This window comes from Halomonas qaidamensis, from assembly GCF_025917315.1.
GTDB classification, from domain to species: Bacteria; Pseudomonadota; Gammaproteobacteria; order Pseudomonadales; family Halomonadaceae; genus Vreelandella; species Vreelandella qaidamensis.
In genome coordinates this window covers 636,337-650,937 of sequence record NZ_CP080627.1, presented here as the reverse complement: position 1 = coordinate 650,937, position 14,601 = coordinate 636,337, and the positions used below count along the sequence as shown (strand labels likewise).

14 protein-coding genes are annotated in these 14,601 nt (G+C 56.3%); 13 read left to right on the top strand and 1 reads right to left on the bottom strand.

The genetic code is table 11. The features are described from left to right. The first annotated feature begins 129 nt into the window (after nucleotides 1-129). The 7 genes from fmt (at nucleotide 130) to K1Y77_RS03060 (ending at nucleotide 7,927) form a co-directional block, all read left to right on the top strand. Nucleotides 130-1,116 (top strand): methionyl-tRNA formyltransferase, encoded by a 987-nt coding sequence (gene fmt, locus K1Y77_RS03090; protein WP_264430280.1) that lies wholly within the window; start codon nucleotides 130-132, stop codon nucleotides 1,114-1,116. Beyond that, the gene (rsmB, locus tag K1Y77_RS03085; protein WP_264018814.1) at nucleotides 1,113-2,447 is read left to right on the top strand and encodes a 16S rRNA (cytosine(967)-C(5))-methyltransferase RsmB; all 1,335 of its coding nucleotides are present in this window, start codon (nucleotides 1,113-1,115) and stop codon (nucleotides 2,445-2,447) included. The genes fmt and rsmB overlap by 4 nt, the downstream gene beginning before the upstream one ends. Before the next feature lie 64 nt (nucleotides 2,448-2,511). Continuing rightward, nucleotides 2,512-2,718 carry a dodecin gene (locus tag K1Y77_RS03080; RefSeq protein WP_030069490.1) on the top strand — a complete coding sequence of 69 codons (207 nt, stop codon included), beginning with the start codon at nucleotides 2,512-2,514 and terminating at the stop codon, nucleotides 2,716-2,718. Between the two features lie 113 nt (nucleotides 2,719-2,831). Continuing rightward, a complete protein-coding gene (gene trkA / locus K1Y77_RS03075) occupies nucleotides 2,832-4,205 on the top strand; it encodes a Trk system potassium transporter TrkA (RefSeq protein WP_264018816.1) in 1,374 nt (457 codons plus the stop codon). Nucleotides 4,206-4,268: 63 nt separating this feature from the next. Beyond that, on the top strand, nucleotides 4,269-5,717 hold the full coding sequence (locus tag K1Y77_RS03070) for a TrkH family potassium uptake protein (protein ID WP_030074886.1): 1,449 nt from the start codon (nucleotides 4,269-4,271) through the stop codon (nucleotides 5,715-5,717). 50 nt (nucleotides 5,718-5,767) lie between these two features. After that, nucleotides 5,768-7,021, top strand: a complete 1,254-nt coding sequence (locus K1Y77_RS03065; RefSeq protein WP_264430277.1) for a TraB/GumN family protein — start codon at nucleotides 5,768-5,770, stop codon at nucleotides 7,019-7,021. Further along, a complete protein-coding gene (locus K1Y77_RS03060) occupies nucleotides 7,022-7,927 on the top strand; it encodes a DMT family transporter (RefSeq protein WP_264430275.1) in 906 nt (301 codons plus the stop codon). Here K1Y77_RS03060 and K1Y77_RS03055 read toward each other — a convergent pair. Continuing rightward, nucleotides 7,924-8,685, bottom strand: a complete 762-nt coding sequence (locus tag K1Y77_RS03055; protein ID WP_264430273.1) for a tRNA-uridine aminocarboxypropyltransferase — start codon at nucleotides 8,683-8,685, stop codon at nucleotides 7,924-7,926. The genes K1Y77_RS03060 and K1Y77_RS03055 overlap by 4 nt on opposite strands. A 210-nt stretch (nucleotides 8,686-8,895) precedes the next feature. On the opposite strand from K1Y77_RS03055, the gene bioB reads away from it, so the two are divergent. From bioB to bioA, 6 genes are read left to right on the top strand one after another with little or no spacing between them, the layout of a single operon-like run. After that, nucleotides 8,896-9,972, top strand: a complete 1,077-nt coding sequence (bioB, locus tag K1Y77_RS03050) for a biotin synthase BioB (RefSeq protein WP_264430271.1) — start codon at nucleotides 8,896-8,898, stop codon at nucleotides 9,970-9,972. After that, complete coding sequence (gene bioF / locus K1Y77_RS03045) at nucleotides 9,959-11,113, top strand: 8-amino-7-oxononanoate synthase (RefSeq protein ID WP_264430268.1); 1,155 nt, start codon at nucleotides 9,959-9,961, stop codon at nucleotides 11,111-11,113. The genes bioB and bioF overlap by 14 nt, the downstream gene beginning before the upstream one ends. Then, entirely contained in the window at nucleotides 11,101-11,841 is a 741-nt protein-coding gene (locus K1Y77_RS03040) for an alpha/beta fold hydrolase (RefSeq protein WP_264430266.1), read from the top strand. The genes bioF and K1Y77_RS03040 overlap by 13 nt, the downstream gene beginning before the upstream one ends. After that, nucleotides 11,832-12,611, top strand: a complete 780-nt coding sequence (locus tag K1Y77_RS03035) for a methyltransferase domain-containing protein (protein ID WP_264430264.1) — start codon at nucleotides 11,832-11,834, stop codon at nucleotides 12,609-12,611. Before K1Y77_RS03040 ends, K1Y77_RS03035 begins: the two co-directional genes overlap by 10 nt. After that, nucleotides 12,608-13,333 carry a dethiobiotin synthase gene (gene bioD, locus K1Y77_RS03030; protein WP_264430262.1) on the top strand — a complete coding sequence of 242 codons (726 nt, stop codon included), beginning with the start codon at nucleotides 12,608-12,610 and terminating at the stop codon, nucleotides 13,331-13,333. Before K1Y77_RS03035 ends, bioD begins: the two co-directional genes overlap by 4 nt. Next, nucleotides 13,330-14,601, top strand: coding sequence for an adenosylmethionine--8-amino-7-oxononanoate transaminase (gene bioA / locus K1Y77_RS03025; RefSeq protein ID WP_264430261.1), 1,272 nt, complete (start codon nucleotides 13,330-13,332; stop codon nucleotides 14,599-14,601). The genes bioD and bioA overlap by 4 nt, the downstream gene beginning before the upstream one ends.

Sequence of the window (14,601 nt, the reverse complement as noted above, 5' to 3'; positions counted from 1 at the left end):
CAATAGCTGGCCAAGCCGACACGTTGCGACCACACGGAAAATGACTACCGTGTGGAGTGACGCTGTCGGCCTTTATGTTTTTACGCGCCACACCCTCACTTTTCCACTCAATGCTAGGTAGGCATCACCATGTCACAGTTGCGCGTTGTTTTTGCTGGCACGCCTGATTTCGCCGCTTCAAGCCTTGCTGCCGTACTCGAAAGTCAGCATCAGGTAGTAGCGGTATATACCCAACCAGACCGCCCCGCAGGCCGCGGGCGCAAACTCACCCCCAGCCCCGTCAAGCAGCTTGCGCTTGAGCATGGGCTACCGGTCTATCAGCCCGTCAGTTTAAAAGACACTGATGCCCAAGCGGAGCTGGCAGCATTAAATGCCGACGTAATGGTCGTGGTGGCTTATGGGTTACTGCTACCTCAGGCGGTACTCGATACTCCCCGTTTAGGCTGCATCAACGTGCACGCGTCGCTGCTACCACGCTGGCGAGGTGCTGCTCCCATCCAGCGCGCTATTGAAGCTGGTGATAGCGCATCAGGCGTTACCATTATGCAGATGGATGCGGGCCTAGATACCGGCGCTATGCTGTATGAAGTTCGCACGCCGATCACTCCCCGCACCACGGGCGGTGACTTGCATGACCGGCTAGCCATTCAAGGGGCGAATGCGCTGGTGAACGTGCTCGACATGTTAGACAGCGACGACCTAGCAGCAACGCCGCAGCCTGACGAGGGAGTTACCTACGCTGCCAAACTCAGTAAGGCTGAAGCCGAGCTGGATTTTCACCAGCCCGCTGAACGGCTGGCACGCAAAATCCGCGCCTTTAACCCCTGGCCTGTGGCGTGGTGCACGCTAGGTAGTGATCGCTTACGTTTGTTGATGGCCAGCGTTGAACCCGGCGAACAACCCGCTTCGCCGCCAGGCACGCTGCTGGAACATGGCGAAGATCACCTGCGCATCGCCTGTGGCGAGCAAGGCCAAGAAGTGCTGTGCGTTACCCGCGCCCAACTGCCTGGTGGTAAAGCAATGGCTGTGCGCGACCTGCTTAACGCCCGTCAAACCCCGCTTACCGTCGGCGCTCGCCTTGGGCACGCCGCCGCTCATCAAGGAGTTAGTGAATGAGCCAGAATCGCCCACCCAAAGGCGGCAGTGGCCAGGAAGTACGCGCTGCAGCCGCCCGTGCGCTAGTGCCGATATTAACTGATCAAGGCTCACTCGCTGGGTTAGATGAGCATAGCGTTATCGCCCGCGACCGCAGCTTATTAAAAGAGCTTTGCTACGGCACCTGTCGGCGCTTGCCACGCTTAGAAGCACTGGCCAACTCTCTGCTCAAACAGCCTTTTAAGAAGCGTGATAGTGATGTTCACGCCTTGTTATTGGTAGGCATCTACCAGCTGCTTTATATGCGCATTCCGGCTCATGCCGCAGTCGGTGAAACTGCAGGTGCCGCTCGTCTGTTGGGCAAAGAGTGGGCCACCCGGGTGCTTAATGGCTGCCTGCGTCGCCTTCAGCGTGAATCCGAGGAGCTTCAAGCCATCGTCGACCGCGATGAAAACGTTGCTCTGGAGCACCCGCCCTGGCTTCTCAACGCGTTGCGCAGCGCCTGGCCTGAACAGTGGCGAGCGATTGCGGAAGCGAATAACGAACCAGGCCCCATGACGCTGAGAGTTAATCAGCGCCACAATGACCGTGAAAGCTATTTACAGCAGCTCACTGAACAGGGATTAAGTGGACACCTATGCTTACATGCGCCAGATGGCATCACCCTGGATACACCCTGTGATGTCACCATACTTCCCGGCTTTGAAGAGGGTCATGTCAGCGTTCAAGACGAGGCAGCACAGCTTTCTGCCGCGCTGCTTGGCCCTGCTTTAGCACCACGCCCAGGTGCGCACGTTCTCGATGCTTGCTGTGCACCTGGCGGTAAAACTGCCCACCTATTAGAGCAGTTTGATATTGCGCTGACGGCCATTGATAGTGACAACCAGCGCCTAGGGCGTGTAGACGACACACTGAACCGCTTAGGTTTGACCGCAGAACTACAGCACGCCGATGCTACTCAGCAGGAGTGGTGGAGCGGCACTCCTTTTGACGCCATCTTGCTCGATGCTCCCTGCTCTGGCACAGGCGTTATTCGTCGTCATCCCGATATTAAAAAGCTGCGCCGTAAAGAGGATATTCGCCAACTCGCCAAGCTACAGCGGCAGTTATTAGATAACCTATGGACGTTACTACGCCCGGGCGGCACCTTACTTTACGCTACCTGTTCGGTACTGCCTGAAGAAAACGCAGAGCAGATTGATGCGTTTCTTGCCCGCACGCCGGATGCAAAAGTTACCACCCCAAGCGATGTCGCCTGGGGGGAACCCAGTGGCCAAGGCCGCCAACTGTTTCCCGCGCAAAGCGGCCATGATGGCTTTTTTTATGCCAGACTAGAGAAGCACGTTGCGTAACTTACTGCTCGTTAAGCCTTGTTGACTAGCGACGCAGTGAATTTATCGAAAAGATGGAGGCAATATGAGTCATCATACTTATAAGCATATCGAGCTAACCGGTTCTTCCGAGAAAGGTATTGAGGAAGCCGTGCAAAATGCCCTCGCCAAAGCCTCTGAAACCGTCAAACATATGCGCTGGCTCGAAGTAACTGATACCCGCGGCCATATTGAAGACGGCCGTGTAGCTCACTGGCAGGTCACGATAAAAGTCGGTTTTACACTCGAGTAATCCCGACCTGCTTTTTAACGGCGGCTGGTTTACACTGGCCGCCGTCTTTATTGCAGCGCACATATCTCTTGCCGAGAACGCGCTGGCGCTTACAACGGAACCGATGCTCAGCAATGAAAATCATCATTCTCGGCGCCGGCCAGGTCGGCGGCACCTTAGCGGAGCATCTTGCTCGCGAGGAAAACGATATTACCGTCGTCGATACTGACGGAGCTAGGCTACGCGAATTACACACCAAGCTGGATATACGCACCGTTACCGGAGCGGGGTCTTATCCTATGGTGCTGCGCCAAGCAGGCTGTGAAGATGCCGATATGTTGATTGCGGTGACCAACACCGACGAAGTCAATATGATCGCCTGCCAAGTCGCCCACACGCTATTTCGTACCCCCACCAAAATTGCCCGCGTACGTTCAACCGCCTACCTCACCCGTAAAGGGTTATTCGCCCACGAAGCGATTCCTATTGATGTACTGATCAGCCCTGAACAAGTGGTCACGGATCATGTGCGCCGCCTGATTGAGCACCCCGGTGCGTTGCAGGTGTTAGAGTTTGCCGGTGGTTTGGTGCAATTGGTGGCGGTCAAGGCGTTCTACGGAGGCCCACTGGTAGGGCAAGATTTAGCCTTTTTAGCCAAGCACATGCCCAATGTGGAAACACGCGTCGCCGCGATTTACCGCCGCAATCGGCCGATCATTCCCCGTGGCGATACGGTGATTGAAGCCGACGACGAAGTGTTTTTCCTGGCGGCACGGCGCGATATTCGCGCGGTAATGAGCGAACTACGCCGCGTTGAACGGGATTTTCGGCGGGTGGTGATTGCCGGTGGGGGCAATATCGGTGAACGCTTGGCCGAACACCTGGAGCACAGCCACCAGGTCAAAATTATCGAGCACAGTTTAGAGCGCTGTACCGCGCTTTCCGAACGGCTTGACCGTACAGTGGTACTTCACGGCAGCGCTACCAGCAAGCGGCTGCTGGAAGAAGAGAACATCGAAGAGTGCGATATCTTTTGTGCTCTGACCAACGACGACGAGGTTAATATTATGTCGTCGCTGCTGGCCAAACGCTTGGGAGCCAAAAAGGTACTCACGCTGATTAACAACGCTGCCTACGTAGATTTGGTTCAGGGGGGCGAAATCGATATCGCCATTTCGCCCCAGCAAGCGACCATCGGCAGCCTGCTTACCCACGTTCGCCGTGGCGATATCGTTAACGTCCATTCGCTTCGCCGTGGCGCGGCGGAAGCCATCGAGGCTATCGCCCATGGTGATAAGCAGTCGTCCAAGGTCGTGGGCCGCACCATTGCTGAGATCAATCTGCCCGAAGGCACCACTATAGGTGCCATTGTACGAGGCAAAGAGGTCATCATTGGCCATGGGGATGTGATGGTCGAGAGCGGCGACCACGTAATTCTGTTTGTGATCGATAAGCGGCGCATCCGTGACGTGGAACGCCTATTCCAAGTCGGTTTAACGTTCTTTTAGGAAACGTCCTTCTAAGCAACGTTCTTCAAGAAACCAAGCCATCGCTATGAGGCAACCACTGCTATGAGTTTGCGGGTCATACTACGCATTTTAGGGCTTTTGTTGATGCTATTTAGCCTCACGATGCTCCCACCTATGCTGATATCACTTTGGTTTCGCGATGGTGTTTGGCATGCTTTCATGAGCGGCATCGCCATTACGGTTATCACCGGGCTACTGCTTTACTTACCCAATCGCCGCGCCCACAAAGAGCTGCGGATTCGCGACGGCTTCATTATTGCGGCCATGTTTTGGACCGTACTAGCACTGTTCGGCTCGCTACCGCTGATGTTGTTTGGTGAAAGCGCGCTCGGTATCACTGATGCAGTATTTGAGTCGTTTTCTGGTCTTACCACGACAGGCGCAACCGTGATTACCGGCATCGATTTTCTGCCAGAATCCATCCTTTACTATCGCCAACAGCTACAGTGGTTAGGTGGCATGGGGATTGTGGTATTAGCTGTCGCCATTTTGCCCACGCTAGGTGTTGGCGGTATGGCCCTGTACCGCACTGAAATTCCTGGACCGCTCAAGGATTCAAAGCTAACGCCGCGAATTACCGAAACCGCCAAAGCACTATGGTACATCTACGCAACACTCACGCTGGCCTGTATGGTCGCTTACATGTTGGCAGGCATGGATTGGTTCGATGCATTAAGCCATAGCTTTTCCACTGTTGCGATTGGCGGATTTTCTACGTATGACGCCAGCATAGGCTACTTTGATAGTGCCGCTATTGAGCTTATCTGTATCGGCTTTATGCTGATTTCAGCGGTCAGTTTTAGCCTGCACTTTATTGCTTGGCGTGAAAAAAGCCTACTGCACTATTTTCAAGATCCTGAAGCCCGCTTTTTAATGATATTTCTTAGCGGGTTAACCACAATCACCGTGATTACCCTGTGGTTCACTGGCACCTATGACGATGTTGAAGGGCTGCGCCACGGTCTGTTCGAAGTGGTTTCAGTCGCCACCACAGCAGGCTTTGCGGTTGCCGACTTTTCAGGCTGGCCAGGCGCACTACCCTTTTTGCTATTTGTTGCCGCGTTTGTAGGCGGCTGTTCCGGCTCTACAGCGGGCGGCATGAAAGTAATCCGTATTATTCTAATTTTGAAACAGGGTATGCGTGAAGTTATGCGCCTTATTCACCCCAACGCCGTGATTGCCGTTAAAGTGGGCAAAGTCAGCGTGCCCGATAGTATCGCCCAGGCGGTATGGGGCTTCTTTTCTGCCTACGTTATGCTGTTTTTCCTAATGCTGGTGGGCGTGATGGCTACGGGTGTTGACCAAGTGACTGCTTGGTCCACGGTTGGTTCTGCACTGAACAATTTAGGCCCAGCGCTAGGCGAAGCTAGCAGCCATTATGGCGACTTACCCAGTCTAGCCAAATGGATACTGGTACTGGCTATGCTGCTTGGCCGTTTAGAAATATTCACGGTGCTGGTGCTATTTACGCCGGCATTTTGGCGTCGCTGATCTAGCGTCGACGAATTAACGTTTTTACATTTATGAGTTGAGTAACATTGATGACCCAGGATAATGCGACACCGCTGGCGCAAGACCCCAATGCGCTGCCAACTACCAGCGGCCCGTTAAAAACCGTCACCGTTGGCGGCACTCGTTACACCCTTCTCGGCACCGCTCACGTCTCAGCCGAAAGTGCCGATGACGTTCGCCAATTAATCAACAGTGGCACTTTCGATGCCGTTGCCATTGAACTATGCGACGCACGTCATCACAGCATGGATAACCCCGATGCAATGGGGGAGCAGGATCTTTTCCAGGTATTTAAACAGGGTAAAGCGGGCATGGTAGCAGCAAGCCTAGCGCTTGGTGCGTTTCAACAACGGATTGCCGAGCAGTCAGGCATTCAGCCTGGCGCTGAAATGCGTGCAGCAGTAGAAGAGTGCCGTACCCGCAAGCTGCCTTTAATGTTGGTCGATCGCGACGTTGGTATTACGCTAAAACGCATTTACCGCAATGTTCCCTGGTGGCAACGCTTTTCGCTATTTTCGGGGCTAATTGGCAGCGTGATGTCGCGCCAGGATGTCTCTAAAGAAGACATCGAAAAGCTCAAAGAAGGCGACATGTTGGAAGCCACTTTCAGCGAGTTTGCCGCAGAGTCGGAAGCGCTTTATACCCCGCTCATTCGCGAACGCGACCGCTATATGGCACTGCGTTTAGCTGAAGAAGCACCGCCTGGGCGCTACCAAAACGTGTTGGTGGTACTGGGTGCCGGGCATTTAAAAGGCACGGGTGAGCATTTAGAAGCACCGCTTCCCGACAACCCCACTGCAGAGCGTGAGTCACTGGAGGCAACGCCGCCACCGTCTAAACTCTGGAAAGCAGCCCCTTGGCTGATTACCGCGCTGGTTATTACCGGCTTTGTGATCGGATTTTCGCGCAATACCGAGCTTGGCTGGCAGCTAGTGATTGAGTGGTTTTTAATCAACGGCATTTTATCCGGTGGTGCGACCATTCTAGCCCTGGCACACCCAGTAACGGTGATCGCCACCTTCTTTGCTGCTCCGCTGACTTCGCTAAACCCTACCATTGGCGCAGGCTTTGTCGCTGCAGGGGTAGAACTTTACATGCGCAAACCAAAGGTGCGTGATTTTTCGACCCTGCGCCACGATGTTACCCAGCTGAAGGGGTGGTGGAAAAACCGTGTTTCGCACACCCTCCTGGTGTTCATTCTGGCAACCGTTGGCTCAGCGGTGGGCACCTGGGTCGCAGGCTTTAGGATTGCCGGCGCACTGTTCGGTAGCGGCGCGGCCTAAATGAGTGTGCTAAAACAGGCCCCATGGCAAGCCGATGCATTGCTATTACTGGTGACAGTGGTAGCTGCCAGTGGGTGGATTTTTTCTAAAGAAGCGTTAGCGGGCATGCCCCCGCTACTGTTTATTGGTACGCGCTTTTTACTGGCGGGGCTGCTACTTCTACCTTTCGCCTGGCCTGCTCTGCAGCGCTTGCCCCCACGTAGGGTAAGGCGCGGTGTGCTAGTAGGTTTTTTGTTTAGCGCCGCGATTGCCTTTTGGATTCTGGGGTTAAGTTACTCCGACCACCTGGGTGAAAGCGCGTTTATCAACAGCTTGGGGATTTTACTAGTACCCGTGGTAGCACGCTTGCTGTTTGGTGACCGCCCGCCACGCTCTACCTGGGTTGCTCTTCCGGTGGCGCTATTTGGCTTTGCACTGCTGTCGCTGAACGCAGGGTTTCGAATAGAAGCCAGTCAACTGCTAATGGTGTGTGCAGCACTCTGCTTTGCGCTATTGATCAACGTCAACACCCGCGTGGTGCGCAACGTGCCTGCGCTGCCATTAACAACACTTCAGTTGATTTCAGTCGGCAGCATACTGACCTGCCTATCGTTGGTCGTCGAGCATCAGCCTTTAGCGCTCAGCCCCTCCATAGTGGGCTGGTTTATGGCCAGCGTGCTGCTAGCCAGTTCACTGCGCTTCTTTCTGCAAATCAAAGCCCAGGGCATGACCACGCCTAGCCACGCGGCGGTTATCTTAATGCTTGAAGCCGTGTGGACTGCCCTATTCGCCGCATGGTGGTTTGGCGAAACCATGACCCTGCTACAGCTGCTTGGCTGTAGCCTGATTTTTACCGCCCTATTGATTAACCGCTGGTACTGGGTACGCAAAGTGATGCTGCGCTGGCTACCTAGCGCTCAGCGCTAACCCTTCCGAACTAACAGTCGCTGCATGGCAGCGGTTGGTTGAGCAATTTTGCGATAGTAGCGGCTCTCGGCATAGCTATCGTTAAATACATCAAAGTAATCGTCTAGCACATCAGCGGCATTTTCATCGCCACTTTGGCGCAACAGTTCAATGGCAACTTCCGCAGTACAAAGGTGCGATTTTGAGGCAGGTTTGCGAAGCCGATAGCGTGTTTCCCGCTCAGTGCGCAGCGGTAGTACCGGCAGCGCATCCAGATAAGGACTCTTGCGGAACATGCGTCGCGCTTGCCGCCACGTGCCATCTAAAATCACAAATACCGGAATACGTGCTTGCTGCTTCACCGCGTGCACCGCATTAATATCCACTACACGATCTGCGTAGTCGGGCTGGTCATCAGGAAAGATCACAAAAGGCGCGTAGCGAGGATCTTCAAGCAGCGCGGCTAACTCATCGTCTGGTGCGGTGCGATACCAGGTAAACACTTTGGTTTGCGTCAGCACATCCCCAATTAACCGTCCTGTATTAGTTGGCTTGTAGTGTTCTATAGAGTGGGTCAATAGCCACACCTGGGCGGTGCTATCCGCTTTCACTTGGTAAGGGCACAGGCAGTTGAGCTCAGGAAGATTGCACCCTTCACAACGTGTGACAAAACTTCCCCGTGCTTTAAATTCACGCCGAGGTGGACGCGGATGCCCCGTAGCAGGGTCGTAGTCAGTCAATGAAGAAGACTCAGGGGGCTGTGACGTAGCGTCAGACATCCGCGCTCCAATTTATAAAGGGCGATTAATAAAGGGCGATTAACAAAAGACGGTTAACAAAGGGCGCCGAGTATAAAGCAGCCCGACCACCATGACGAACCCCTGCTTTCTAAAACCACCACCTGTAAACCAAAAAGCTCCAAAAAGTTGACACTAAAAGCGGAACGCCGCTAGAGTCTTGTCAACTTTCAAAAGAAAAAAGGTTTACCCGTGACCGCCACCGCTTTTAATGCCGCCGCCCCGCGCCACGACTGGACGCTGGAAGAGATTAATGCGCTGTTCGCGCTGCCTTTCAACGACCTGCTATTTAAAGCTCAGCAAGTACATCGCGCCCACTTTGATGCTAACGCGGTGCAGGTCTCGACCCTGCTGTCGATTAAAACCGGTGCTTGCCCAGAAGACTGCAAATATTGCCCGCAGTCCGGTCACTACAACACCCAGCTCGAAAAAGAGAAGCTGCTGGAAATCGAAAAAGTCGTTGCCCAGGCCAAGGCTGCCAAAGAAGCCGGCGCTAGCCGTTTCTGTATGGGCGCAGCATGGCGCAGCCCGCGGGACAAAGATTTACTGCTAGTCGAAGAGATGGTTCGCCAAGTGAAAGCCCTAGGGCTGGAAACCTGCATGACACTAGGTATGGTCGACGGTGATCAAGCCAACCGTTTGGCGGCTGCCGGGCTGGATTACTACAACCATAACCTGGACACCTCCCCCGACTTTTATGGTGAAATCATCACCACCCGCACCTACAGCGACCGCCTAGACACCCTGGCCACCGTGCGTGAAGCGGGCATGAAAGTATGCTCAGGCGGCATTTTAGGCATGGGCGAAGGCGCACAAGACCGTAGCGCGCTGTTACAGCAGTTAGCCAAGCTGTCACCCCACCCAGAATCCGTGCCCATCAATATGCTGGTTAAAGTACCGGGTACGCCGCTGGAGAACGTTGAAGACTTGGACCCGCTTGAGTTTATCCGCGCCATCGCGGTGGCGCGTATTATGATGCCGCAAAGCCATGTGCGGCTTTCCGCTGGCCGCGAGCAGATGAGCGAGTCGACTCAGGCACTGGCATTTTTGGCTGGAGCCAACTCGATCTTCTACGGCGACAAACTGCTCACCACCGGCAACCCACAGGCAGACCGCGACCGCGCGCTCTTTGCAAAATTAGGCCTGCACCCAGAGCGCCGAGATACCTGCGAAGATGAAGCTGCTCACACCGAGCGACTCACCCAACAAGCTCAACAACGCGCCCAGGCAGAGCAGGCCGCAGCACTGGCGGTAGATGCTAGTGTCTGACGTGTGGCATCAGCGGCTAGCCAGCGCCAGGCAGCAGCGTGTTGAAGAACAGCGCTGGCGGCACCGCCAGGTGAACACCCATAGCACGCTGGACTTTGCGGGCAATGACTATCTTGGGCTGGCTCATGATCCACGTGTGCAGGCTGCCCAGGCAGAGGGTGCGCGTCGCTTTGGCGCAGGCGCGGGCGCGTCGCACTTGGTCAGCGGCCATTTGGAAATCCACGACGCACTGGAAGACGCCTTAGCCCAGTGGACCGGACGGCAGCGTGCACTGCTGTTTTCCACCGGCTATATGGCTAACCTTGGTGTGTTGCAGGCGCTCGCCGACCCAAATACCGCCCTCTTTCAAGACCGTTTGAATCATGCCTCACTGCTCGATGGTGCAACGCTGAGCGGCGCTCGCTCACGGCGTTTTCATCACCGCGATGGCGCTGATCTTGAACGCCTGTTAGCGCGCAGCTCCGCCACCCATAAGTTGGTGGTCAGCGACGGCGTGTTCAGCATGGATGGCGACGTTGCCGATATTGCCACCCTTGTCCACGTCAGCCAGCAGCACAACGCCTGGCTAATGGTTGATGACGCGCACGGCCTAGGTGTTGTAGGCGATAACGGTAGCGGCTGTGTGGAAGGTTTCGACAGCCAAGCGGTGCCTATTTTGGTCGGCACACTAGGCAAAGCATTGGGCACCGCTGGCGCGTTTGTGGCCGGTGACGCTGTGCTGATTGACCACCTCACCCAGTTTGCTCGCAGCTATGTCTATACCACGGCCCAGCCTCCCAGCATTGCCACTGCGACCCTGGAAGCGCTGACCATCGTGCAGCGCGAACCCGAACACCGCCAACAGCTAACGCGCCATATCCACTATTTTCGCCAGCAGGCCCAGGCGCTAAGGCTGCCCCTTGCCGACTCCCATACGCCTATTCAACCGCTGTTGCTAGGAGACGAGTCACGCACCATGGCTTGGGCGGCTAAGCTCTCCCAGCGAGGCATTCACGTCGGGGCGATTCGCCCACCCACGGTGCCCATGGGTGCCGCACGGCTGCGTATTACGCTGAGTGCCCGCCACTCGCTAGGCGATATTGATCGGCTGATTGAAGGGCTCAGCATCTGCCTGTATGAGGAGGCAGTATGTCCCGCCTAAACGCCGCCCCTCAACGTCTTGTGCTGCTGTCAGGTTGGGGAGTCGACCAGCGCATTTGGCAGCCGTTGGAACACCACTGGCCCGCCCCTAGCGAGGTACACACGGTGGAGTGGCCGGGCTATGGCGATACCCCTGCCCTGGCTGAACCTGCCACCCTTGATACTCTTGCCAGCGCCATGGCCGACAAGCTACCCAGCGACGCTGTGTGGGTCGGCTGGTCGCTGGGCGGGCTGTTAGCCAGCGCACTGCTCGATAAGCTGCCTGCGCCACGCGGCCTTGTGCTGCTTGGCACGGGCGAGCAATTTTGTAGCAATGATGGCGTCAGCAACGCCGAGCTTGCCAGCTTTCAGCGCGCCTTTACCCGCGACCCCGGCGCCACGTGGCGACATTTTTTACGTTGGCAAACCCAGGGCGAACCTAATACTCGCCACGCCCACCAACAGCTTCGCGCCATTCTGGGTGACACCCCAAGCGCCACGCTCAGCACGCTGTCCCAAGGGCTTCACTGGCTTGCCACATTGGATAACACCCAGCGTTTGAAAGAGGCGCCCTGTCCGGTCATTCGATTAGTTGGCGAGCACGATCCGTTAGTGGCTTCCAGCACCCGTGCTCAGGCTATCAACCTTACCCAAGCGGGGCACTGCCCCATGCTTTCCCAGCCAGCTCAGTTGGTCGCGACCATCGCTTCCCAGGCCGCACTTGTCACAAAGGAGCACGTATGCACCTAACGACAATGCCCGCACCAAACTGGCAAGCAAAAGTCGCCCACGCTTTTTCTCGGGCGGCTCCACGCTACGATGCTCTAGCCAGCGCTCAGCGTCAGATAGGGGAAACGCTCTGGTCATCGCTTCCGCCTAGTGCCGACAACATACTCGATCTTGGCTGCGGCACCGGTGTCTGGACACAACGACTAGCCACTCAGTTTCCCCAAGCCCACGTCACTGGGCTGGATATTGCCCCGGGCATGCTCGCCCATGCCCAGGCGCGCTATGGCAATCATATTCGTTGGCAGCAAGGCGATGCCGCTGCGCTGCCGTTTGAGCGCAGCACCTTTGATCTGGTCTTTTCCAACCTCGCCATCCAGTGGTGCCGCGATATCGATAGGGTTATGCGCGAGCTTCAACGAGTGCTGACCCCTGGCAGCCAAGTGCGCCTCACAACGCTCTTACCTGGCACGCTGGCAGAAGTCGCTACGGCTTGGCAGCGCCCGGAGGCGTTACTGCAAACGCCGAATGCCCAAGCACTTGAACGTGCCGTTGCACTGAGCGGTTTAACGCTGGTTGATCGCATCACCGAATGGCGGCGGTTTTACTACCCCGACCTAACGGCCGTGATGGCCTCAATTAAGGGGGTAGGCGCCCAAGTGGCACGACCCAAGGCGCGCCTTACCCGCCGAGAGCTGGCCGTCGCCCGTGAGCGGTTTGAAACGCTACGTGACCCCCAAGGGCTCCCCGTTAGTTACCACTGCATCACCCTGCACCTGGAAAAATCATCATGACCGTCTATTTCGTGACCGGCACCGATACCGATGCGGGTAAGACCCTGGCCACCAGCGCACTGCTGTGCGCTGCCAAATATCAGCAGCTCAGCACGCTGGGGCTTAAGCCGATTGCCTCTGGCAGCCACATCACGACGGATGGGCTGCGCAATAGCGATGCGTTGGCGCTACAGGCACAAAGCGCTCCACCGGTCGATTACACCACCGTTAACCCTTGGACGTTTGCGCCTGCTATCGCGCCACATCTAGCCGCCAGCGAGGCGGGGCACATTCTTAACGTCAACAGCGTAGTGGAATCGCTTACTGCCACGCTAAACGACACGCCGCGCGATTTAACGCTCATCGAAGGCGCTGGCGGCTGGCGCGTGCCACTCAATGAGCAAGACGACTTTTCCGATATACCGCGGCTGATGCAGCTGCCTGTCATTCTGGTCGTGGGACTAAAACTTGGCTGTCTTAATCATGCGCGGCTTACCGCAGAGGTGATCGCAGCCGATGGCCTAACCCTTGCAGGCTGGGTCGGCAGCGTGGTGGACCCTGCATTCGCCTCTGATACAGCACGCTTTGATGCCAATATCGCCCTGCTTAAAAACACCCTTAACGCGCCATGTCTAGGCATTATTCCCCATTTAGCTATCGCTGATGCCGTCCATGCGCGCCACGCGCTCTCACTAACCGCGCTGCTCAACACGCCCGTTTTGAACCAGGAAGCCGCTTTATGAGCTCTCCCGTCTGGCACCCTTATGCCCACCTCAAAACACAAGCTCCCGCCCCTAAAGTAGTCGGCGGCAGCGGTAGCCATTTCATCCTGGAAAGCGGCGAGCAACTGCTCGACGCTACCTGCTCTTGGTGGTGCATGATTCATGGCTATGGCCACCCGCGTTTAGTCGCGGCCATTCGTGAACAGGCAGGCGAGCTATGCCATGTCATGCTCGGTGGCCTCACCCATGATCCCGCCGACCAGCTTGCTCGGGAGCTAGTGCGCATTACCCCTGATGGACTTAATCACGTGTTCTACTCCGACAGTGGTTCCGTCGGGATGGAAGTGGCGATGAAAATGGCCCTGCAGTACCAGGTGCTCATCGGCCACCCCGAAAAATGCAAGATGCTTTCGTTAATGAAGGCCTACCATGGCGACACTACCGGCTGTATGGCGGTCTGTGACCCGGAAGAAGGCATGCATAGCTTGTTCGCCAGCCTGCTGCCCCAGCACCACTTTGCCCCCGCGCCCAGCGCACCGTTTAACGCCACACCGGAACAGGTAGCCTACGATTTAGCGGCACTTCGCGACGTTTTGGCGAGCCACCATCATGAAGTTGCTGCACTGCTGATGGAACCATTACTCCAGGCGGCAGGCGGGCTAAACATGACCTCGCCGGACTACCTGCGCGGTGCACGGGCGTTGTGCGATGAGTTTGGCGTGTTGCTGATTTTTGATGAAGTAGCCACCGGTTTTGGCCGCACCGGCAAGCTGTTTGCCGCCAATCACGCCAACGTGACACCGGATATTATGGTGCTCTCAAAAGGATTAACCGGCGGCTACCTCGGTCATGCAGCGACCCTGGCCAGCGACCGCGTTCACGACGCGTTTGTGGGCGACAGCGCCCACCATGCCTTTATGCACGGCCCTACATTTATGGGCAACCCGCTGGCCTGCCGCGTCGCGCTGGAAAGCCTGCGCGTGTTTGAAGAGGAGCGCTACCTGGACAAGATTGCGGCACTCAGCCAGCAGCTTAGCCGAGCGCTAATGGACGACTCCGCGCTGAACGCCCACCCAGCCGTGGCCGATGTGCGAGTGCTGGGTGCCACCGCGGTGATTGAAGCGCACTCCGCCGAGGCGCTAAAAGGCGTCGGGCAATTCGCCCGCGAGCGTGGGGTGTGGCTGCGACCAATCGGCCGCTGGCTTTACACCATGCCGGCTTATATCGCTACCGACGCCAACATCACTCAGATTACCGACGTAATGAAAGCATGGTTTTTGAAGCGATAG

Coding starts and splice junctions, on each gene's coding strand:
- fmt (WP_264430280.1), top strand. CDS start 130: ATGTCACAGTTGCGCGTTGTTTTTGCTGGCACGCCTGATTTCGCCGCT.
- rsmB (WP_264018814.1), top strand. CDS start 1,113: ATGAGCCAGAATCGCCCACCCAAAGGCGGCAGTGGCCAGGAAGTACGC.
- K1Y77_RS03080 (WP_030069490.1), top strand. CDS start 2,512: ATGAGTCATCATACTTATAAGCATATCGAGCTAACCGGTTCTTCCGAG.
- trkA (WP_264018816.1), top strand. CDS start 2,832: ATGAAAATCATCATTCTCGGCGCCGGCCAGGTCGGCGGCACCTTAGCG.
- K1Y77_RS03070 (WP_030074886.1), top strand. CDS start 4,269: ATGAGTTTGCGGGTCATACTACGCATTTTAGGGCTTTTGTTGATGCTA.
- K1Y77_RS03065 (WP_264430277.1), top strand. CDS start 5,768: ATGACCCAGGATAATGCGACACCGCTGGCGCAAGACCCCAATGCGCTG.
- K1Y77_RS03060 (WP_264430275.1), top strand. CDS start 7,022: ATGAGTGTGCTAAAACAGGCCCCATGGCAAGCCGATGCATTGCTATTA.
- K1Y77_RS03055 (WP_264430273.1), bottom strand. CDS start 8,685: ATGTCTGACGCTACGTCACAGCCCCCTGAGTCTTCTTCATTGACTGAC.
- bioF (WP_264430268.1), top strand. CDS start 9,959: ATGCTAGTGTCTGACGTGTGGCATCAGCGGCTAGCCAGCGCCAGGCAG.
- K1Y77_RS03040 (WP_264430266.1), top strand. CDS start 11,101: ATGTCCCGCCTAAACGCCGCCCCTCAACGTCTTGTGCTGCTGTCAGGT.
- K1Y77_RS03035 (WP_264430264.1), top strand. CDS start 11,832: ATGCACCTAACGACAATGCCCGCACCAAACTGGCAAGCAAAAGTCGCC.
- bioD (WP_264430262.1), top strand. CDS start 12,608: ATGACCGTCTATTTCGTGACCGGCACCGATACCGATGCGGGTAAGACC.
- bioA (WP_264430261.1), top strand. CDS start 13,330: ATGAGCTCTCCCGTCTGGCACCCTTATGCCCACCTCAAAACACAAGCT.